This window comes from Collimonas fungivorans (assembly GCF_001584145.1).
Classification (GTDB): Bacteria; Pseudomonadota; Gammaproteobacteria; order Burkholderiales; family Burkholderiaceae_D; genus Collimonas; species Collimonas fungivorans.
This window is the reverse complement of sequence record NZ_CP013232.1, coordinates 2,982,636-3,004,317: the sequence shown is the minus strand read 5'-3', so window position 1 is coordinate 3,004,317 and position 21,682 is coordinate 2,982,636. Positions and strand designations below refer to the sequence as shown.

Annotated in this window: 15 protein-coding genes and 2 pseudogenes; 10 read left to right on the top strand and 7 right to left on the bottom strand. The window is 59.0% G+C overall.

Going from position 1 to position 21,682, the window contains the following annotated elements; genetic code table 11:
* Window positions 1-47 precede the first annotated feature (47 nt).
* Both cpaB and CFter6_RS12850 read left to right on the top strand, forming a co-directional pair.
* Window positions 48-1,031 (top strand): Flp pilus assembly protein CpaB, encoded by a 984-nt coding sequence (cpaB, locus tag CFter6_RS12855; protein WP_061540259.1) that lies wholly within the window; start codon window positions 48-50, stop codon window positions 1,029-1,031.
* Window positions 1,032-1,057: 26 nt separating this feature from the next.
* Window positions 1,058-2,707, top strand: a complete 1,650-nt coding sequence (locus CFter6_RS12850; protein ID WP_167351385.1) for a type II and III secretion system protein family protein — start codon at window positions 1,058-1,060, stop codon at window positions 2,705-2,707.
* Window positions 2,708-2,722: 15 nt separating this feature from the next.
* On the opposite strand, the gene CFter6_RS12845 is transcribed toward CFter6_RS12850, so the two are convergent.
* On the bottom strand, window positions 2,723-3,061 hold the full coding sequence (locus CFter6_RS12845; RefSeq protein WP_082815030.1) for a DUF192 domain-containing protein: 339 nt from the start codon (window positions 3,059-3,061) through the stop codon (window positions 2,723-2,725).
* Between CFter6_RS12845 and CFter6_RS12840 the strand changes: the two genes are divergently transcribed.
* The 4 genes from CFter6_RS12840 to CFter6_RS12825 are packed head-to-tail and all read left to right on the top strand — an operon-like array spanning window position 3,060 to window position 7,067.
* Window positions 3,060-4,961: a TadA family conjugal transfer-associated ATPase gene (locus CFter6_RS12840; RefSeq protein ID WP_236904255.1), complete on the top strand. Its 1,902-nt coding sequence runs from the start codon at window positions 3,060-3,062 to the stop codon at window positions 4,959-4,961. The genes CFter6_RS12845 and CFter6_RS12840 overlap by 2 nt on opposite strands.
* On the top strand, window positions 4,954-5,811 hold the full coding sequence (locus CFter6_RS12835; protein ID WP_061540255.1) for a type II secretion system F family protein: 858 nt from the start codon (window positions 4,954-4,956) through the stop codon (window positions 5,809-5,811). Before CFter6_RS12840 ends, CFter6_RS12835 begins: the two co-directional genes overlap by 8 nt.
* A 33-nt stretch (window positions 5,812-5,844) precedes the next feature.
* Window positions 5,845-6,738: a type II secretion system F family protein gene (locus tag CFter6_RS12830; protein WP_061540254.1), complete on the top strand. Its 894-nt coding sequence runs from the start codon at window positions 5,845-5,847 to the stop codon at window positions 6,736-6,738.
* An 8-nt stretch (window positions 6,739-6,746) separates the two neighbouring features.
* Window positions 6,747-7,067, top strand: a complete 321-nt coding sequence (locus CFter6_RS12825) for a hypothetical protein (RefSeq protein ID WP_061540253.1) — start codon at window positions 6,747-6,749, stop codon at window positions 7,065-7,067.
* Between the two features lie 7 nt (window positions 7,068-7,074).
* On the opposite strand, the gene CFter6_RS12820 is transcribed toward CFter6_RS12825, so the two are convergent.
* The 4 genes from CFter6_RS12820 to CFter6_RS12805 all read right to left on the bottom strand — a co-directional run bounded on the left by CFter6_RS12820 (window position 7,075) and on the right by CFter6_RS12805 (window position 11,352).
* Window positions 7,075-7,974, bottom strand: coding sequence for an SDR family oxidoreductase (locus CFter6_RS12820; RefSeq protein WP_061540252.1), 900 nt, complete (start codon window positions 7,972-7,974; stop codon window positions 7,075-7,077).
* A 47-nt stretch (window positions 7,975-8,021) separates the two neighbouring features.
* Window positions 8,022-8,756, bottom strand: a complete 735-nt coding sequence (locus CFter6_RS12815; RefSeq protein ID WP_061540251.1) for an SDR family oxidoreductase — start codon at window positions 8,754-8,756, stop codon at window positions 8,022-8,024.
* Between the two features lie 295 nt (window positions 8,757-9,051).
* Window positions 9,052-10,353 carry an LLM class flavin-dependent oxidoreductase gene (locus tag CFter6_RS12810; protein ID WP_061542356.1) on the bottom strand — a complete coding sequence of 434 codons (1,302 nt, stop codon included), beginning with the start codon at window positions 10,351-10,353 and terminating at the stop codon, window positions 9,052-9,054.
* A gap of 36 nt (window positions 10,354-10,389) precedes the next feature.
* The gene (locus CFter6_RS12805; protein WP_061540250.1) at window positions 10,390-11,352 is read right to left on the bottom strand and encodes a sulfonate ABC transporter substrate-binding protein; all 963 of its coding nucleotides are present in this window, start codon (window positions 11,350-11,352) and stop codon (window positions 10,390-10,392) included.
* A gap of 204 nt (window positions 11,353-11,556) precedes the next feature.
* Here CFter6_RS12805 and CFter6_RS12800 point away from each other — a divergent pair, with 204 nt between their 5' ends.
* Window positions 11,557-12,216: a class I SAM-dependent methyltransferase gene (locus CFter6_RS12800; RefSeq protein ID WP_061540249.1), complete on the top strand. Its 660-nt coding sequence runs from the start codon at window positions 11,557-11,559 to the stop codon at window positions 12,214-12,216.
* A gap of 31 nt (window positions 12,217-12,247) precedes the next feature.
* Here the strand turns inward: CFter6_RS12800 and CFter6_RS12795 are convergent, their stop codons facing one another.
* The gene (locus tag CFter6_RS12795) at window positions 12,248-13,492 is read right to left on the bottom strand and encodes an alkaline phosphatase family protein (RefSeq protein WP_061540248.1); all 1,245 of its coding nucleotides are present in this window, start codon (window positions 13,490-13,492) and stop codon (window positions 12,248-12,250) included.
* Window positions 13,493-14,059: 567 nt separating this feature from the next.
* On the opposite strand from CFter6_RS12795, the pseudogene CFter6_RS25625 reads away from it, so the two are divergent.
* The 3 genes and pseudogenes from CFter6_RS25625 to CFter6_RS12780 form a co-directional block, all read left to right on the top strand.
* Window positions 14,060-18,454: pseudogene (locus CFter6_RS25625) on the top strand (ESPR-type extended signal peptide-containing protein); the annotation flags it as partial.
* Between the two features lie 282 nt (window positions 18,455-18,736).
* A complete protein-coding gene (locus CFter6_RS27045) occupies window positions 18,737-19,642 on the top strand; it encodes a YadA family autotransporter adhesin (RefSeq protein ID WP_470294992.1) in 906 nt (301 codons plus the stop codon).
* 119 nt (window positions 19,643-19,761) lie between these two features.
* Entirely contained in the window at window positions 19,762-20,214 is a 453-nt protein-coding gene (locus CFter6_RS12780; protein ID WP_061540247.1) for a transposase, read from the top strand.
* 53 nt (window positions 20,215-20,267) lie between these two features.
* Here the strand turns inward: CFter6_RS12780 and CFter6_RS12775 are convergent.
* Window positions 20,268-21,612 (bottom strand): annotated as a pseudogene (locus CFter6_RS12775) (MFS transporter).
* Window positions 21,613-21,682: the final 70 nt, after the last annotated feature.

Below are 21,682 nucleotides of genomic sequence, written 5' to 3'. Positions count from 1 at the left end.
AGCGACTCTCGCCAGTTCGCAACGACGATTACTTTCACTCTCACATCATGAATATAAAACGTTTCATCAACCTGCAAAAAATCAAGAAGGCGCTGCCGCTGGTCATCATTGTCCTGATTGCCGCGTTCGCCGTTTTTCTCGCCAACAATTACCTGAAAACCCGTTCCAGTGAAATCGAAAAAAGCCTGAGCGACGAAGCCAGCAAGGTGCGCACTACGGTGACAGTGCCGCGGATCGACCTCAACCCCGGCGACGTGCTGACCATGGAGCAGCTGGCCTCGCGCACGGTGCCCAAGGAATACATGAACTTCGACGTCATCTCGCCGGAGCAGATCGATGCCTATATAGGCAAGAAGATCATCCGGCCAGTGCGGAAGGGCACACCTTTGCTGGAATCGTATTTCCTGATGTACGAGTCGGTGCCGTTTTCCAAGTCGATCGATGCCGGCAGCCGCGCCATTACGATTCCTGTGGACGAGATCAATTCCTTCTCCGGCCTGCTGCGCGCCGGCGACCACATCGACCTGTTCTACATGATGAAGCGGCCGCAGGAAGGGCCTCCGAGCGCCGGGCCGCAGCCGGAAGACACCGTACTGGCGCCGTTGCTGAAAAATATCGAAGTGCGCGCCACCGGCCAGACCACGGTGCGCGAGGTGCTGGCGGCTGACCGCGCGCGTGAAGCCGGCCTTGGCGAGCGCCAGGGCCAGGCCGGGCGCGCCACTTACAGCACGGTGACGATTTCGGTGCCGGCGGCGGATGCGCAGAAAGTGATCCTGGTGCAGACCGGCGCCCGTATCGTCGCCGTGCTGCGCAGTCCCGATGACCAAGGCGACGCCGAGAAAAGACTGTTCCTGTCCGATGTCATCGATCCGGACGCCAAACGCCGCCTGCAAATGCCGGGGCCGCAGGTCGACTACATTATCGGCGGCCGTTTCAGGACCGGCGAATACGCAGACAGCAGCGAGGACCAGGCCAAGAAACTCGAAGCCTTCAAGCGCCTTCTGGGCAGCGCAGCCGGTAATCCACAATGATATCCAACAAAAAACCACGCAATAACATGACTAATCCAAGAACTTTCCGCTCCTGCCTGCTGTTGTCCGCCCTGATTGGCAGCCGCGCCTTTGCCGCCGCACCTTTACCGGAGACTTTGCAAAACCAGAACAAGGCACAAAAAATCAGCCAAAACCAGGTCCACAGCAGCCGCGACGGCGGCGTCGAATACCTGGACGGCAATGCGATTGAACAAAAGAACCAGATGAGCGGGCCGGAGGGAATTCCTATCCGCAATGCCGGCGACCTGGCGGCTCTGAAACCTTCCACCGCTCATGGCGGTGGGCCGAGGGCGCAGCAAGCTGTCGATGACGAGCTGGTCATGTATGCCGGCGAGGCAAGGGTGATCGAAGTCGGCGCAGTTAACCGCATCGCGATCGGCAACGGCAAGATCGCTTCGACCGCGGTGATCGAAAAGACCCGGCTGCTGATCATTGCGCAGGAAGTCGGCCTGACCAACATCCTGCTCTGGAACAAGCCGAATTTTTCGCGCGAAATCCGCCTGCGGGTGACAGCGCTCAACGTCATCAAGCAGCAGCGCGACATCAAGGCGGCGTTGTCCAGCCTGCCCGACATCGATGTAGTGCGCCGTGGCGACCGTCTATACGTGGAGGGCAACATCCGCTCGCGCGAGGATCTTTCCAAGATCACGGCCCTGACCGACCAGTACGCCAACCTGATCAACAGCACCAAGCTCGATATCGACACTGTACCCGCCTATAAGCAGGAATCGCAGATGCTGGTGTTCGACCTGTATTTTGTCGAATTCAAGAAGGGTTACCTGGAAAACCTCGGCGTCAACTGGGCCAAGAGTTTCAACGGTTTCAACATCGGTATTTTCGGCGAAGCCTCGCGCGGGGCCGTCAACCTGCGGCCCTTGCCGCAAGACACCGGCACCGGCGGCAAGTTTGACCTGCCTGACCAGAAATTGCGCGGCGTCGCCGCCAGCGTCAATGCCTCGATTGCGATTCCCTCGGTGATCCAGCTGGCGGTCGACAGCGGCGACGCCTTTGTGCTGGCTTCGCCCAGCATCGCCACCCGCAACGGCGGCCAGGCCAGGTTCGTCGCCGGCGGCGAAGTGCCGATCCCGACGGTCAGCCAGAACGGCACCAACGTCACCTTCAAGCCTTACGGCATCCTGATCGAGATTGCGCCGAAGCTGGATGCTTTCAGCAACATCACAGGGATCCTCAAGGCTGAAGTCAGCAAGATCGATCCGACCGTCAGCGTTGGCGGCATTCCAGGCTTTACCACGCGCCGCACCGAAACGGATTTCTCCGTAAAGACCGGCGACGCCATCATCCTGTCAGGCTTGTACAGCCAGGATGGCAGCACCGATATCCAGAAAGTGCCGGGACTGGGCGATGTGCCGCTGCTGGGCAACTTGTTCAAGACCACCGGCACCAGCCGCAACCAGACCGAGGTGTACCTGGTGGCGATTCCGCATACGCAGGAAGGGGAGTCGGGAGAGAGTTCGAATGCTTTACGCAATATAAGCAACCGCATCAACCAGGCGCGCAAGGCGGTGGGCATGCCGGAGGAGGCAGAGTTGCCGACCCTGCGCAACCTGCAGAAGGAAATTCCGGTGAAGTCGCCGTTCCAGGCTGCGCCGCTACGCCCTGAGCCGGCATTGCCGCCTGAGTACGGCAATCATTGATTGGACGGCGGCCGGCTAGAAGCGCAGCTGGTCGCCGACGCGCAGGGACAGAGAGGCAAGAGTGGCAGGATGCAGTTCCAGCGTATGGCGTGCGGAGCGGTCGGAGGAAAGACTTCTGCGCGCCAGCACCGGGACGATCTTGGTGATGATGAAGTCTTGCGACAGATACACCACGCCGATGGTGAAGTGCATGAAAAAAGTATGGACGGAGTTGCAGTCCTTGAGCAGGTAGGCGCTGTCAGGCGCCAGCGTCCTGGTGAACATCAGGCCGCGGGCGCGGCTGAAAAACGTGTCTCCGATGGTGACATTGGCGACGATGATCTGATTGTTTTTATATGCGGGAATAATTTTCATGGCAGAGAGCCAAAGTGGATTTGTGTTGATGGTGGTCGCGGACGATTATGACATACTCGACGAAGTTTTCGTCGACAAGGATCGCTTCGTCCTCGGCAAGGCGGAGAGCTGCGACCTGCGTCTCAAAGGCTGGAATGTCAGCAAGCTGCATGCGACTTTCCTGCTGAACGAGGGCAGCGTCTTCATTGAAGACAGCGGCAGCATCTTCGGCACCTGGGTCGACGGCGAGCGCATCAACCGCCTCGGTCCGCTGAGCAGCAACACCGTGATCAAGATCGGCAACTACAGCCTGACCTTGCATACCAACCAGGAACGGCATGAGGCCGGCGCCGGCCGCGAGCGGCAGAACCACGCCGTCAACCATGCAATCAGCGCTATCGAACATGACTACGAAGAAGTGCTGGTGGCGGAACGCCCGCTGAAACAGGCAAGCCGAACCGTTCCTCAGGCCGCGCCGCGCCAGCAGTTTGCCGAGCCGGTCCAGGCGCCGCCTCCACCGCCACCGCCGCGTGCGGCGCCGGTTGCAGCGGCGGCAGCACCGGCTCCAGCCCCAGCCCCAGCCCCAGCCCCAGCCCCAGCCCCAGCCCCAGCCCCAGCCCCGCAGCAGTCGGGAACGCGTCCGGGCGCCGGCGGCAAGCAGGTCGCGAATATTCCGGCGCGCGTGATCGATTTTGAATTTTCGCGCTGGCGCAAGACCTTGCATGAAGCGGTGCTGCATGAAATCGACTTGCGCCGCATCGACGCCAACAAGATGTCGGAGCACGATCTCAAGGCCAACGTCAAGAGCCTGATCAAGGAGTTGCTGAACACTACCTTCACCTTGCCGGACAACATAGACACAGAGCTGCTGACCAAGGAAGTGCTGGACGAAGCGGTTGGCCTGGGACCGCTGGAGCCGATGATCGCCGACGAAAGCGTGACTGAAATCATGGTCAATCGCCACGACGAAATCTGGGTCGAGCGCGGCGGCCGGCTGGAACTTTCCAGCGCCACTTTCACCAGCGACCTGGCGGTGCTGGGCGCGATCGAGCGGATTGTCACGCCGCTCGGACGGCGTATCGATGAAAGTTCGCCGATGGTCGATGCACGCTTGCGCGACGGTTCACGGGTGAATGCGATCATTTCACCGCTGTCGCTGCGCGGTCCTACCCTGACCATCCGGAAATTCTCGCGGCGCAAGATGGTGGCGGAAGACTTGATCAAATACGGATCGATGACCGAGGACATGCTGAATATTCTGCGCAGCGCGGTCGAGCAGCGCTTGAACATCGTGGTGTCAGGCGGCACCGGTTCCGGTAAAACCACCTTCCTCAACATGATGTCCGCCTTCGTGCCGAACGACGAGCGTATCGTCACCATCGAGGATGCGGCCGAGCTGCAGCTGTCGCAGCCGAACCTGGTGTCGCTGGAAAGCCGGCCGCCTAACGTCGAGGGCAAGGGCCATGTGGCGATCCGCGACCTGGTGCGCAATTCGCTGCGGATGCGGCCGGACCGCATCATCGTCGGCGAGTGCCGCGGCGGCGAAGCGCTGGACATGCTGCAAGCCATGAATACCGGTCATGACGGTTCGATGACCACCTTGCATGCCAATTCGCCGCGCGACGCATTGGCGCGGATGGAAGTACTGGTGCTGATGGCCGGCATGAACCTGCCGGTGCGGGCGATCCGCGAACAGATTTCCTCCGCGGTGCACCTGATCATCCAGCTCACCCGTTATTCCTGCGGCGCGCGCAAGGTGACGGCGATCACCGAAGTGGTCGGCATCGAATCGGAAACGGTCCAGCTGCAGGACATTTTCAAGTTTCACCGTGAAGGCATTGACCAGAACGGCAAGACCTATGGCGAATTCCGCTATTCGGGCATGAAGCCGGTCTTTATGGAGAGGATGGAAAATGAGTAACCAGATACTGCTGTTTTCAGGGATCCTGTTTGCACTGGTGCTGTTCGTCGCCTGGTCGCTGATGAACTCGAAGAGTTATTTCCTCAAGGTGCTGTTCGACATGCACGTGCGTTACATCGGCCATATCAAGGAATGGACCGGGCTGCGCGACGGCCGCGTCTACATGGTGCTGTTCGCCCAGGTTGCGGCGGCGCTGATGCTGGTGGTGGTGATTTATTTCGTGTTGCGCAACATCTTCCTGGTGCTGCTGATCGGTTATTTCATCTTCAAGGCGCCGCTGTGGATCAGCAACTACAAACGCAAGCGCCGCCTCAACAGCATCGAGTACGAATTGCCGACAGCGCTCACCGTGATCGCTTCCAGCCTGACCGCCGGCGTGTCATTGAGCATTGCCCTGCAATCCTATTCCAAGGAAAGCAGCTCGCCGCTGGCCAGCGAGTTCGCGCACGTGATCCGGCTGCAGAAGGTGGGCGTCGATTTCGAAACGGCGATCGAAGAAGTCGGCAAGCGCATAGACCTGGTCGATTTCCAGCTGCTGGTGATGACCTTCCGGATTTCGAAATCGGTGGGCGGCAACCTGTCGGAAACACTGATGAGCCTGTCCAACACGATCCAGCAAAAACTGACGATCGAGGGCAAGATCCGGTCGCTCACGGCGCAGGGCAAGATGCAGGGCTGGGTCATGATCTGCCTGCCGGCACTGGTCGGGGTTGCGCTGTTCTTCATCCAGCCGGCCGAAATGGGCCTGCTGCTGACCACGTTCTACGGCAAGATCGTACTCTTCATCTGTCTCACCATGGCCTATGTCGGCCACAAGGTGATCCAGAAAATCCTGGCCATCGACGTCTGACGGCCGCGGACATACTGTTATCGGATACATGCCATGAGCAGCTCAATCTATCTTTACGGCGCGATCATACTGGCCTTCGGCAGCCTTAGTGTGTTCATGTTTTACCTGTTCCGGCTGGTGGCCAATGTCAAGGTCACCAAATTCCGGCCGAACATGGATCCGCTGCCGCCGCTGCTGAAAAAAATCTGGAACGGAGTGATGTTCTTTGATTTCTATTTTGGCGCCACGGTGTCGGAGGCGCGCTTGCTGAAACGCAAGCAGATGCTTAACGCAGCCGGCCTGGAATATTTCATGACGCCCGCCGAGACGTACGCCCTGCAATTCTTTTCGCTGGCAGTGGCGCTGTTTTGTGCCGTGCTGGTCGGCCTGGCGGCGTTTGGCGTCGACTACATCGTGCTCATCATCATGCTGGTGCTGGGACTGATAGGCTGGTTTTATCCGCTGATGTGGATCCGCGACCAGAAGAAGAAACGCAACATCGAAATCTCGCGCTACTTCCCATCTTTCGTCGATATCGTGACGCTTTGCTGCGAATGCGGCCTGACCCTGAACACCGCCATCGTCAATTTCTGCGAACGCGGCCCGGAGTGCATCTTGCGCCATGAGATCGAACGGGTGGTGCGCGACATGAAAACCGGCGCCGGCCGCGCCGATGCCTTGGGAAAATTCGCACGCCGTACCGGCAACATCGACATTTCGCGTTTTGTCGGCATTGTCCTGCAATGCGACAAACTGGGCGTGCCGCTGGGGCCGACCTTGCGCAAGTTCGCCGAACAGAAACGCACCGAGCGTTTCCAGCGCGCCGAGAAACTGGCGATGGAAGCGCCGATGAAAATGATCGCGCCCCTGATCATGTTCATCTTCCCGATTACCTTTATCATCATTGCATTCCCGATAGTGATGACTATCCTGATGAATTTCAAATAAGAGAGCAGATGAAAAAAAACCTCGCCGCGATTGCTGCATTTTTCTTGATCGCTGCCAGCCAGCTGGCATGGGGCGCCAAGGTCATGCCGGAACTGAAGAAGGCCAATACCGAGATCTGCATGAAGATGGGCGGTTCGGCCCGCGGCGCCCCAAAAGCGCCGGAAAAAATGCCGGCCTTTTGCAGCTGTGTGTCCGATGCCTACTGGGACAGCGTGCCGCAAAGCGAATACAACCTGCTGGTGCAGACCGGCAAATCGCCGTCGCTGGAAGCCAACCTGGAAAAGCGCCTTGACGTAGCCAAGGCGGCTTGCCTGAAGAAGGCCGGATAAAGCCGCATCAGCCGATCACCTTCGGGCGCAGCAGGTCTTCCAGCCCGATGCGGCGGAACATCTCGCTGCGCACACGGTCGGCGACGCCGTTGACGATTTCGCAGCCGTCCTGCGAAGGATCTACATGGGTGCGGAACGGACGGCTGCCGAAAGGCATGCCGATCACTTCAACGATGGCTCCGGCCACCGAGCCGGCATCGGCATCGGCCGGTTCCAGCGCAGCCAATCCTTGCAGCGCCTGCTGCGGCACGCCAGCGTAAGGACCATTGTCATATTCCGCGGCGCGCGCCTGGTCGGCCGGCGCGCCGGAATGGGCGAAATGGTTGGTGCCCTTGGTGAATGCGCCCGGCACGATGATCGAAGTTTCTATACCCCAGCGCGCAAGTTCTCCCGCATACGACACCGCCAGCGAATCCATGGCAGCCTTGGCCGCGAAATACGGCGACAGGTAGGGCGGCGTGCCGCCGCGCGCGCTGCTGGAAGAAATCCAGATCACCAGCCCCTTGCCTTGCTTGCGCAGTTGCGGCAGGGCGGCTCGGTTGACGCGTTGCGTGCTGAGCACGTTGATATCGTACAGCTGCGCGAACTGTTCCGGCGTAAATGCTTCAGCCGGACCGAAAGACATGTGGCCGGCATTGTGGATCACCACATCGAGGCGGCCGCAGTCGGCGATGATGCTGGCGATGCCGGCCTCGACCGAAGCGCTGGCGGCGACGTCAAGTTCGACGCTGCGCAGGTCCACTCCGTGTTCAGCGGCAAAACGCGCCACCTCAGCGACCTGGGGCGCATTGCGTCCCTTGGTGTCGCGCATGCTGGCATAGACCGCGTGGCCGGCGCGGGCCAGGGCGCGCGCGGCGAGGGCGCCGAAGCCGCTCGAGGCGCCGGTAATGACGATGACTTGTTGCATGATGTTTCCTTTCGCAGAAATCGAAGAAGGAGTTGTCGTTCCGGTGATCAGATGATGCCGCCGTTGGCGCGCAGCACCTGGCCGTTGATCCAGCCGCCGTCGGCGCCGGCCAGGAACGAGACTGCGGCGGCGATGTCCTGCGGCTGGCCCAGGCGTTCCAGCGGCGCCAGCTTGGCCAGGCGCTCGACCACTTCCTGCGGTTTGCCGTTGAGGAACAGGTCGGTAGCGGTCGGCCCCGGCGCAACGGCATTGACCGTGATGTTCTTGCCGCGCAGTTCCTTGGCGAGGACGCTGGTCATTGCTTCTACCGCGGCCTTGGTGGCGGCATATACGCCATAGGAAGGCTGCAGCATGCCGACCACGCTCGACGAGAAGTTGACGATGCGGCCGCCGTTGCGCAGCCGCTTGGCGGCTTCGCGCAGGGTGTTGAAACTGCCCTTGAGGTTTATGGCGACCTGGCGCTCGAAAGCGGCGTCATCGGTGTCGGCAATGGGTGCATTGAGCATGATGCCGGCGTTGTTGACCAGCACGTCGACGCCGCCGAATGCCTGTTCGGCTGCATCGAACATGGCGCGCACCGCAGCCGGGTCGCTGACATCGGCTTGCACGGCGAGCGCCTGGCCGCCTTGCTGCACCAGTTGCGCGGCCAGGGTTTCGGCAGCCGCGGCGCTGCCGGCATAATTGATGACGACGGCAAAGCCGTCGGCCGCAAGCCGTTGCGCTACCGCTGCGCCGATGCCACGCGACGATCCGGTGACGATGGCTACCTTTGCATTGTTCATTTGAAGCTCCTTGAAGTTGGTTTGAGTGTTGCCTTAGCCGTCTTTGGGGTTCTTGATATCGGCGTGCCAGGCAGTGAGTGCATCATGCCGGTTAATTTCCAATGGATAAACTGCCTGTAATTGGCAGCACTATTCAATAAGGGCCAACAATTGGGCGAAATTGACCAGCAACCCGGGTTGGGAAGGCTGCTTCGGTCCGTGGTTACAGGTGGGGTAAATTGCAAGTTTCACCTGCGCGTGACAGGTGAGTTGAGGAAGGCGTGGCGAGTTGCTGGCGAGATGTCTTGCCGGGGCGTCAGCTTTGCAGGTAGCTGCGCAAGGTGTCGCCCTGGTAGTCAAGGCGGAACTGTTTTCTTTTTTGCAGTTCCGGCACCACCAGGTCGACGAAATCGTCGAAGCCATGCGGCAAATGCACCGGCGTGACGACAAAACCGTCGGCGCCTTGCTGCGCCACGATATGCCCCATCCAGTCGGCTATGTCGGCGGCTGTGCCGGCTACCTGTGGCACCAGTACGCCGCCGGCATACATGCGGCCGATGTCCGCCAGCGTCAACTGGCGCTCGGCGGACAGCTCGCGGATCAGGCTGAACAAGCCTTGCATGCCGGCTACTTCCAGGTCGGCGATGGGCGCATCCAGCGCGTAGCCTGAAAAATCCACATTCATGTGGCTCGACAGCGTCGACAGGCCGACGATGGGATCGACCAGCGCATTGTGGCGGGCGCGCTTGTCTTCCGCCTCTGCGCGTGAAGCGCCGACAAAAGGCATGACAGCGGTCAGCACCTTGATGTCGCCCGGCTTGCGGCCGAATTTGGCGGCGCGGCCTTTCAGGTCCTGGTAAAAGCGTTGCATGCGGGCCAGGTCGGGCTGTATGCCGAACACCACTTCTGACCAGCGTGCGGCGAAATCCTGGCCGCGTTGCGACGATCCGGCCTGGATGATGACCGGCCCGCGCTGCGGCGAAGCGGGAATATTCAGCGGGCCGCGCACATTGAAGTAGGCGCCGTTGTGGGCGATCGCTGAAACCCGGTCGGCATCGGCGTAACGGCCGCTGCTTGCCTCGAGCAGCAGCGCGTCGGGCGCCCAACTGCCCCACAACTGATGGGCGACGTCGAGGAATTCGTCGGCGCGGTCATAGCGTGCATCATGGCTCAAGGTCTGGCGCAAGCCGAAATTGTCGGCCTCGCCCTGATTGACTGAGGTCACCACGTTCCATGCCGCGCGGCCGGACGACAGGTGATCCAGGGTGGCGAATTCGCGCGCCAGGCTGTAGGGCTGGCTGTAGGTGGTCGAACGCGTCGCACCAAGCCCTATCTTGCTGGTGAGCGCGGCCAGTGCCCCCAGCACCGGCAGAGGATCGAGCCGGGTTGCATCCTGGTCGCCATGGCCGACGCCGTAGCGATGGTCGCCGCCGAAACGGGTCGAGACCGCCAGCCGGTCGGCGAAGAACAGCAGGTCGAATTTTCCGCGCTCCAGCGTTTGCGCGATGCGCGCGTAATAGTCGAGCTTCAGGAATCCGCCCGGATTGCTCTCCGGATGGCGCCACAATACCTGGCTGTGGGCGGCATTGCCGGCGATCAGGAAGGCGGCAAGGTGCATCATGGTATTTTTCCCGTAACGATAGGTCGACAGCGGCTACAGCAAAGCCTCGGCGTAAACCTTGTCCTTGACTTGCACCTGCGTCTTGATCAGGTTCAGTTTGTAGAAGACTTCGACAATCTGCTGCTGCTCGGCGATGATGGCGGCGTCGATCGGCACCGTTGTGTAGTTGCGGCGTTCGGTCGCCAGCTGCAGCACCTTGGGATCGACGCCCAGCTGCGGCGCCAGCAGGGCCGCGGTTTCCTGCGGATGGGACTGGGCCCAGGCGTTGGTTTTCTTCAGTTCGGCAAACAGGATGCGGACGATATTCTTGTTGCGGTCGACGAAACCCGGATTGGCCAGGTGGAAGGTGCGGTTGTTGGACAGGCCGGTGCCGTCGCGCAGGATGCGCGGACTGGTCGAGATCTGCTGGCCGGCCAGGTAAGGATCCCACAAGGTCGCCGCGTCGACGTTGCCGGACTGGAAAGTCGCGCGCACGTCTGCCGCGTTGGTGACGTAGACCGGAATGATGTCGTTATAACTCAAGCCGGCTTCTTCCAACGCCCGCACCAGCAGGTATTGCACATTCCAGCCGCGGCCGAGCGCGATTTTCTTGCCTTTAAGTTCCTTGATAGAACGGATAGGCGAATCCTGTGCCACAAAAATCCCTATTCCTTTCGGATAGGGCTGTTCGGCGGCCAGGTACACAGCGTTGACGCCGGCTGCATTGGCAAAGGCGGAGGGCGTGTCGGCGGCATGGCCGAAATCGATGGCGTCGCTGTTCAAGGCCTCGGTCAACTGCGGACCGGCCGCGAACTCGAACCATTTGACTTTCCATCCCAGCGGCTGCAAAGCCTGTTCCAGGTTACCGCTGCCTTTCAGGATATTGAGAGTGTTGAATTTCTGGTAACCGATGCGCAGCGTGCGTTCTTCAGCTGCAAAAGCCGGTACCGCGGCCGCCGCCGCACCGGCAGCCAACCCCTGCAATACCAGGCGCCTCTTGTTTGATGTCGTCGTCATTCTGCTGGTTCCCTCGATGGATTTACTGCAAGGCTGCGCTATGCAAACAAACATCCTAGCCGCGGCGGGAGGGAAGGGGAACGAAGCGTTTCGACGATGCTAAATTGGTTTCTGTATAAGCGCTGCCCGCGGCGCCATATCCGTCGGCAACCGCTCCATGGCGGGTGTGGTAAATTGATTTCCTTCATCTCGGGAGCACAATCCATGTCCAGTCGCACACTGAATCTTGACGACACTCTTTATGATTACCTCCTGACCCATTCGCTGCGCGAACATCCGGCGCAAACCGCGTTGCGCGCGGCAACCGCCAAACATGCGCGCGGCGGCATGCAGATTTCGCCCGAACAGGGCCAATTCATGGGCTTGCTGATACGTTTGATGGGCGCGCGCAATACGATTGAGATCGGCGTATTCACGGGTTATAGCTCGCTGTCCGTGGCGCTCGCGCTGCCTGACGACGGCCGCATCCTGGCCTGCGACATCAGCGATGAGTACACTAGCATTGCGCGTCCCTACTGGGAAGCGGCAGGAGTCGCGCACAAGATCGACTTGCAGCTGGCGCCAGCGCTGGCGACGCTCGACGCCCGGCTGGCCGGCGGCGCCGCCGGACAATACGATTTTGCCTTTATCGACGCCGACAAGACCGGCTACGATGCCTATTATGAGCGTTGCCTGCAGCTATTGCGCCCGGGCGGCCTGATCGCCATCGACAATGTATTGTGGGACGGCGGCGTTGCCTTTACCGCGGAAGACGATGATACAGCTGCCCTGCAGGACCTTAACCGCAAGCTGCACCGCGATGAGCGCATCGACCTGTCCATGCTGCCGGTCGGCGACGGCTTGACGCTGGCGCGCAAGCGCTGAGCGTTCAGCGCCGCCGCCCATAATTTCAGGCTCAGTTCAAGGCGGGCGCCAGCGTCATTTCACCGTCCGATGGCAATGGCTGCAAGCCGATCAAGTTCATCATAAGTGGATAGACGTCGACATTGTCGAACGGCGGCAAAACGATGCCTGGTTTGAACGCCGGCCCCGCTGCGATGAAAATCGCCTGCATTTCGACAGCCAGGTTGTCATAGCCGTGGCCGCCAGCCGGCGTGCGCTCGGCGCTGCGTGCGTCGGACGCAATCTGCCAACCAACTTCAGCCAGGCAAATAAAGCCCGGGACTCGCGGATTCTGCCCATAGTGAAAGCGGGGCGGGATGGCTTCCTTTCTCCAGCACTGCATGTGCTCCTGCGGTTTCAGCAGTGCGGCGGCCAGCACGCCGTCCTGTCCCGGCGCTGCTTCAAGCCCGGCATAGGTGCCGCTGGTTACTGTCCGATAGCTGCCGGGCGGCGCTATCTGGTCCAGGCGTATGACCCGTTGCCTGCTCATTGCCGCCATGCCGTGGTCGGACACGATCACGATGTTGGCTTTGATGTCACGCGTCTGCAGGCCTGCGACCAGCCGGCCTAGCGCCTCATCGACATGCGCAGCTGCCTGGGTGGTCTGCGCCGCATCCGGGCCGTATTCATGGCCGGCATGGTCGACATCCTCGAAATACAGCGTAAGGAAAGCAGGCCGAGATGCGACCGGCTTGTCCAGCCAGCCTAGCAAGGTGTCGACTCGCTGGTTCGCCGGCAGCTTGCTGTCGTAGCTGCGCCATTCGCTCGGACGAACGCCATGGATGGCGGCCTCGGATCCAGGCCAGAACATGGTCGCGCTACGCACACCGTGCTGCTCGGCGGTGACCCAGATCGGTTCTGCCTCGTCCCACCAGCGGCGGTCATTGGTGGCTTGCCGGTTGCCCAGGCTGAAACGGACTCCAGGAATCTCGCTGTCCCCCATCGTGTTGCCGACAATGCCGTGGCGATCAGGCCTCAGTCCGGTCACCAGCGTGTAGTGGTTGGGAAAGGTTATCGAAGGAAACGATGGCCGCATGGCCTCGGCCCTGGCGCCTTGCGCCGCAAGGGCGTTGAGGTTCGGCGTGACCCCACGGGTCAGGTAATCGGGCTTGAAACCGTCAATCGATACCAGGATCAGCGGCGCTCTTGCATCTTGTTCCGGCGGTTGCAGCGTAGCTGGCGCGCATCCGGCAGCGATCGCTGGAAGCAATATGCAAAGCAGGCCGCGTAGAGCCGGATAGGGAATCAAGTTTTTCACAATATTTTTCTGAGGATAAGAGAGGGTGATGTGGCCAGGGCGAGAGCTTGCCAGTGCTGCGGAAGCGGTGCTCCATGCTTTGCTCTTATAGCCTCGTAAACGGACGGATTGCATGTTCATCCGTGTCGATTTCCGTTGCGCAAGCTGTGTCTGGGCAAGTCCTGTCATGTTGAAGATACATGCAATTTATTACGACCCAATGAATTGTTGCGCGAGCAAGACTGGGTATGTGCGGAAAGCCCCGCCAGCCCGATGTCAGCAAATGTATTGAAATGTTCACTCCGGGAATAATTGGGGGTGGATTCAGTATGCATTCCATACATCAATTTAGTGGCATTGGAGAGACAAATAATTGGCACAAAGAAATTAATATGTGAACAAATGTTACACGTAGTCAAAGATTGTTAAGTTGAGAAAAATAGAACATTAGATGGTGATAAATTTCGCTCGTCTCGCATTCCTGTTTTAAGCAGCCGCCGCAGTCTTGCCATTGTCCAACCCAGTTTTCCTGTGCGACTGATCTGAGCGAAAACCCCGAACCGCACCCATCTTTGTATAGAGCCAACCATGAATAAAGTTTACCGCACCGTCTACAACGAAGCGCTAGGTATCTGGGTAGCCGTATCGGAAAATACGAAGGCTCGCGGCAAGCGCAGCAGCAAAAAAATGGCCGCCGTGGTTGCCGCGCTTGCGATGGGACAACTGCTGTTGCCGGGTGCGGCTTTCGCAGGCGGAGGCATCTATGTCAACGATAATAACGACACGGCCTGCAGCCAGGTTGCTGATGGCGGGACTGTCCAGGTTACCAATGCGAACTGCGGCACCAGCAATGTAACGACCCAGACCAACCGTGTCATTTTCTATCAGACAAGCACGGGCGCTACGGCTTCCGACCCTGTAAACATTTCCGTTGGCGGGAAAATCAACGTCAATAGCACGGGATCTGTCATTAACGGACTGGATCTGAATAACCAGAAAATTACCGGGGTGGCGGCCGGTGTCGCCAATACAGACGCCGCCAATGTCAGCCAACTGAATTCCTTGTCGACCTCGACTTCGACCGGTTTGAGCACCACCAACAGCAATGTGTCATCGCTGTCGACATCCGCTTCGACCGGCCTGAGCACGTCACGCGTGGCGGAAGCCTCGCTGTCCACGGGATTGAGCAGCACCAACAGCAATGTGTCTTCGTTGTCGACATCTGCTTCGACCGGCCTCAGTACGTCCCGGGTAGCGGAAACCTCGTTGTCCACGGGACTGAGCACCACCAACAGCAACGTGACTTCGCTGTCGACCTCGACTTCGACCGGCATCGCATCGTTGTCCACATCGACATCGACTGGTCTTAGCACGACGAACAGCAATGTGTCGTCGCTGTCGACTTCAACATCCACAGGTCTGAGCACCACCAACAGCAACCTGACTTCGTTGTCGACCTCGACTTCGACCGGTATTGCATCGCTGTCCACGTCGACTTCGACGGGATTGAGTACGACCAACAGTAATGTGTCGTCGCTGTCGACTTCAACATCCACAGGTCTGAGCACCACCAACAGCAACGTGACTTCGCTGTCGACCTCGACGTCGACCGGCATTGCGTCGTTGTCCACATCAACCTCGACTGGCCTGAGCACCACTAACAGCAACGTGACATCACTGTCGACCTCGACGTCGACCGGTATTGCATCGCTATCCACGTCGACATCGACTGGCTTGAGCACGACGAATAGCAATGTGTCGTCACTGTCGACATCAACCTCGACCGGTCTGAGCAGCACTAACAGCAACCTGACTTCGTTGTCGACCTCGACTTCGACCGGCATTGCATCGTTGTCCACGTCGACATCGACTGGCTTGAGTACGACGAATAGCAATGTGTCGTCACTGTTGACATCAACTTCGACAGGTCTGAGCACCACTAACAGCAACGTGACCTCGTTATCGACATCGACTTCGACGGGATTGAGTACAGCGAACAGTAATGTATCGTCACTGTCGACTTCAACCTCGACAGGTCTGAGCACCACAAATAGCAACGTGACTTCGTTGTCGACCTCGGCTTCGACCGGCATTGCATCGTTGTCCACGTCGACATCAACTGGCTTGAGCACGACGAACAGCAATATCTCGTCGCTGTCGACATCAACTTCGACAGGTCTGAGCACCACTAACAGCAACGTGAGCTCGTTATCGACATCGACTTCGACGGGATTGAGTACAGCGAACAGTAATGTATCGTCACTGTCGACTTCAACCTCGACAGGTCTGAGCACCACAAATAGCAACGTGACTTCGTTGTCGACCTCGACTTCGACAGGTATTGCATCGTTGTCCACGTCGACCTCTACTGGCCTGAGCACCACTAATAGCAACGTGACTTCGCTGTCGACTTCGATTTCGACGGGATTGAGCACCACCAACAGTAACGTGGCTTCGTTGTCGACCTCGACGTCGACTGGTCTTAGCACAACCAACAGCAATGTGTCGTCACTGTCAACTTCAACCTCGACTGGCCTGAGTACAACGAACAGTAATGTGACCTCGTTATCGACATCGACTTCGACCGGCATCGCATCGCTGTCAACGTCGACTTCGACGGGATTGAGTACAACGAACAGCAATGTGTCGTCACTGTCGACTTCAACCTCGACGGGATTGAGCACCACCAACAGTAACGTGGCTTCGCTGTCGACCTCGACGTCGACTGGTATTGCATCGTTGTCCACATCGACATCGACTGGTCTTAGCACAACCAACAGCAATGTGTCGTCACTGTCAACTTCAACCTCGACTGGCCTGAGTACAACGAACAGTAATGTGACCTCGTTATCGACATCGACTTCGACCGGCATCGCATCGCTGTCAACGTCGACTTCGACGGGATTGAGTACAACGAACAGCAATGTTTCATCGCTGTCGACTTCAACCTCGACTGGCCTGAGTGCCACCAACAGCAACGTGACTTCGCTGTCGACATCGACTTCGACCGGTATTGCATCGCTGTCCACGTCGACATCGACTGGTCTGAGCACGACGAACAGCAATGTGTCGTCACTGTCGACTTCAACCTCCACAGGTCTGAGCACCACCAACAGCAACCTGACTTCGCTGTCGACCTCGACTTCGACCGGCATTGCATCGCTGTCCACGTCGACATCGACTGGCTTGAGTACGACGAACAGCAATGTGTCGTCACTGTCGACTTCAACCTCGACAGGTCTGAGTACCACTAACAGCAACCTGACTTCGCTGTCGACCTCGACTTCGACCGGCATTGCATCGCTGTCCACGTCGACATCGACTGGCTTGAGTACGACGAACAGCAATGTGTCGTCGCTGTCGACATCAACCTCGACTGGTCTGAGCACCACTAACAGCAACGTGACTTCGCTGTCGACCTCGACTTCGACTGGTATTGCATCGCTGTCCACGTCGACTTCGACAGGATTGAGTACAACGAACAGCAATGTCTCGTCGCTGTCGACATCAACTTCGACAGGTCTGAGCACCACTAACAGCAACGTGACCTCGTTATCGACATCGACTTCGACGGGATTGAGTACAGCGAACAGTAATGTATCGTCACTGTCGACTTCAACCTCGACAGGTCTGAGCACCACAAATAGCAACGTGACTTCGTTGTCGACCTCGACTTCGACAGGTATTGCATCGTTGTCCACATCGACATCGACTGGTCTTGGCACAACCAACAGCAATGTGTCGTCACTGTCAACTTCAACCTCGACTGGCCTGAGTACAACGAACAGTAATGTGACCTCGTTATCGACATCGACTTCGACCGGTATTTCATCGCTGTCCACGTCGACTTCGACGGGATTGAGCACGACCAACAGCAATGTATCGTCGCTATCGACTTCAACCTCGACAGGTCTGAGTACCACTAACAGCAATCTGACTTCGTTGTCGACATCGACTTCGACCGGTATTGCATCGCTGTCCACATCAACATCGACTGGTCTTAGCACGACCAACAGCAATGTGTCGTCGCTGTCGACTTCAGCCTCGACTGGCCTGAGTACCACTAACAGCAACCTGACTTCGTTGTCGACATCGGCTTCGACCGGTATTGCATCGTTGTCCACGTCGACTTCGACAGGATTGAGTACAACGAACAGCAATGTGTCGTCGCTGTCGACATCAACCTCGACTGGTCTGAGTGCCACTAACAGCAACCTGACTTCGTTATCGACCTCGACTTCGACCGGCATAGCATCTCTGTCCACATCGGCATCGACTGGCTTAAGCACCACAAATAGCAACGTGGCTTCGTTGTCGACTTCGAGTTCCACCGGCCTGAGCACCACAAACAGCAATGTCAGCTCACTGTCGACCTCAACCTCCAGCGGCTTAAGCACTACCAACAGCACAGTATCGTCGCTGTCTACGTCGACTTCAACCGGCCTGAGCACAGTCAGCAGCAACGTCGACTCCCTATCGACATCGACCTCCACCGGACTGAGCACAACCAACAGCAATGTCTCGTCGCTGTCGACTTCAACTTCTACTGGCATTGCATCGCTGTCCACGTCGACCTCTACTGGCCTGAGCACCACCAACAGCAACGTGAATTCCTTGTCGACATCAACCTCGACCGGACTGAGCACCGCCAACAGCAATGTTTCATCGCTGTCGACATCGACTTCAACCGGCATTGCTTCACTGTCGACTTCCGCTTCAACCGGCTTGAGTGCGGCCGTCAGCAATGTCACTTCGCTGTCGACCTCGGCGTCAACCGGCATCAGCACGGCGCAAAGCGGAGTGTCTTCGCTGTCTACCGGCCTGAGTACAACGATCACTTCGCTGTCGACCGGCATCACTACCGGCGGATTGACGGTAACCGGGCAGACCACTACCAACGGCATCAACAACAGCGGCCAGAAAATCACTAACCTGGCGGCCGGCACGGCGGATACTGACGCCGTCAATGTCAGCCAGCTGACATCGCTGTCGACCACGACCTCGTCCGGCATTGCATCGCTGTCGACGTCGACTTCGACCGGCCTGAGCACCACTAACAGTAACGTGAATTCGCTGTCGACGTCGACTTCGACCGGCTTGTCGACCAACACCAGCAGCATCAATTCGCTGTCGACCGGGCTCTCCACCACGACCTCGAACGTCAGCTCGCTGTCGACCGGGCTATCGACGACCAACAGCAATGCAGCATCGCTGTCGACTTCGACATCGACCGGGATTTCCTCCTTGTCGACGGGAATTTCATCGTTGTCGACCGGTTTGAGCCAGGTGGTTTCGCTCTCGACCGGGATAACCAACATCACTAACGGCGCAGCTTCGCTGTCGACGTCGCTCAAGCCATTGGTGGACGGCGCAAATGCCGCCAACGCCAACGGTGCGACCGTTGGCGCCACCACCATAGGTGGCGCCAACAGCGACGGTACGGTGCGCACCCGCGGCACCAGCGGCACGGTGATCAATAACGTGAACGCCGCTACCTGCGGCAGCGTCAACGGCGTCGACGCCACCGGCACCGGGCTGTGCGCGCAGGCGACCAAGGACGGTGCAACGGCGATCGGTTCGAATGCCCAGGCGACCGACACCAACACCACCGCGGTCGGTTTCCGCGCCCTGGCTTCGCAAGCCGGCTCGGTGGCGATCGGTTACAACGCCCGGGCTACCGGCGATCCGACGGTAGCGATCGGCAACAATGCGCTGGCATCCGGCAATGATTCGGTAGCGATGGGTGCCGGTGCGCAAGCAACCGCCAACAATTCGGTGGCGCTGGGCGCCAATTCGGTTGCGGACCAGGCCAGTACGGTATCGGTCGGCGCTCCCGGCAGCGAACGCCGCATTACCAATGTTGCCGCCGGTGTCAATCCTACCGACGCCGTCAATGTTTCACAGCTGAACCAGGTCGCTTCGCAGGTCGGCGATGTCCAGCGCATGGCTTATAGCGGGGTGGCGATGGCTGGCGCGCTTGCAGGCTTGCCGCAGGTCGAAGCAGGCAAGACCTTTGCCTTGGGCGCGGGCATCGGCAGTTACGCCGGTTATACCGCGCTGGCAATTGGGGCAAGCGCCCATGTGAGTCGCGACACCGTCGTCAAGTTCGGAGTCAGCACCACTTCAGGCAGCCGTACCTTGATCAATGCCGGGATCGGTTACTCCTGGTAATCGAGGTTGCCGTTCTTTGCTCGATGCCGATGGCGCGGGCAGGGGCCGGCGATACAGGCTAAAGAAGTGCCGCCCGAAACCGATATTCTCTGAAAAGTCTAACAATGTCTGAACCACACTTGTATCTGCAAGAGGATCAATGGCGCCGGCTGGAGCCGCTGTTACTCGGAAAGAAAGGCGATCCCGGGCTGCACGGCCATAACAACCGCCTGTTTGTAGAGGCGGTGCTGTGGCAAGCCCGCAATCAGCGCAGGTGGAGCGACCTGCCGTCTTATCTTGGCAATTGGAACGCAGCATACAAGCGTTTCGGGCGCTGGTATGTATGCGGTTTCTGGCATCAGCTGCTTGAGAAGTTGCGCGGAGATCCGGAGTTGCGGGCCGTCATCGAGAAGATCGCCAATTACGGCGATCAACGCATCAAGCGGACATTGCTGAGAGCTGCGCAGAAAAACCGGCGGGAAAATTTTAACCAGCGTGCATGGCAGGCCGGAAATGAGGGGAATTCGCTCTCAAGAGCGGGCGACGCCAATTTGCATTGGTTAAGCCTGGTGAGCGATAGCGGGAAATTGTAAGGCCGGATAATCGAAAAAGCCTGTTTTCACATGAAAACAGGCTTTTTTCATAATCAGTCGCGGATTTCCAGGGCGCGGTTAAGGCTTAACGCCGCCAGCGAGCAGGCGGCGCCCGACAGCAGGTAGAAGCTGACATAAGCCAGGCCAAAATGCGCCGACAGGCCAAGCGCCACCAGCGGTGCGAAACCGGCCCGACCAGCCATGACAGGTCGGAAGTGAGGGCAGCGCCGGTATAGCGGTATTTCGCCGGGAAATTGGCGGTGACGGCGCCGGCGGCCTGGCCGTACGACAAGCCGAGCAGGATGAAGCCCAGCAGGATGAAGGTATTCTGGCCAAACTCGCCGCCGTTCATCAAGGTCGGCACAAACGCGCTCAGCACCGCGATCAGCACGGCGCAGGCGCCTAGCGTGGTACGGCGGCCGAGACGGTCGGCGATCAGGCCGGAGGCGACCACGCCCAGCGCCATGAGCGCGGCGCCGATGACCTGGATGATCAGGAAGTCGCTGACGGAGCGCATCGAATACAAAGTGATCCAGGACAGCGGGAACACAGTCACCAGGTGGAACAGGGCGTAGCTGGCCAAGGCCGCCAGGGCGCCGATGATGACGTTGCGTCCTTGCGAACGGGTCATTTCCAGGGCGTTGACCGGCTCCAGCTCCCGTTCGTCAAGCAAGCGGGCATATTCCGGGGTCGATACCAGGCGCAGGCGGGCGAACAGGGCGACGACGTTGATGGCGAACGCCACGTAGAACGGGTAGCGCCAGCCCCAGTCGAGGAAGTCTTCGGTGGTCAGGTTCGACAGCAGGTAGGCAAACAGGCCGCCGGCGATCATGAAGCCGACCGGCGCGCCCAATTGGCCCAGCATGGCGTACCAGCCGCGCCGGTTCTGCGGCGCATTCAGCGCCAGCAGCGAGGGCAGGCCGTCCCAGGAGCCGCCCAGCGCAATGCCTTGGCCGATGCGCAGCAGCGCCAGCAAGACGATGGCGTAAAATCCCAAGTGCTGGTATGTTGGCAGGAACGCAATCCCGGCCGTAGAGATGCCTAAAATGAAGAGCGCAGCCGTCAATTTGACCTCGCGTCCGAGGCGGCGCTGGATCGCCATGAACAACACGGTGCCGAAAGGTCTTGCCAAAAAGGCAAAGGAGAAAATCACGAATGCGTAAAGCGTGCCTTCCAGCTGCTGCTCGAACGGGAAGAACACCGAGGGAAACACCAGCACCGAGGCCATGGCGTACACGAAAAAGTCGAAATATTCAGACGCACGGCCTATAACTACGCCGATTGCTATCTCGCCGGGGCGATGGAGTCTGGTTTGGTGTTTCTCGCATCATTGACGGTCGAATGCGACGAGAAATCAGCGGAAACTTCGCCATTGTGGCTATGGGTGCTCGTCATCATAATATTGTCTCTAGTGGGTTTCTGTTAATACTGGCCATGCCAACCAGCCGTGTCGAACCCTTCCCGATGT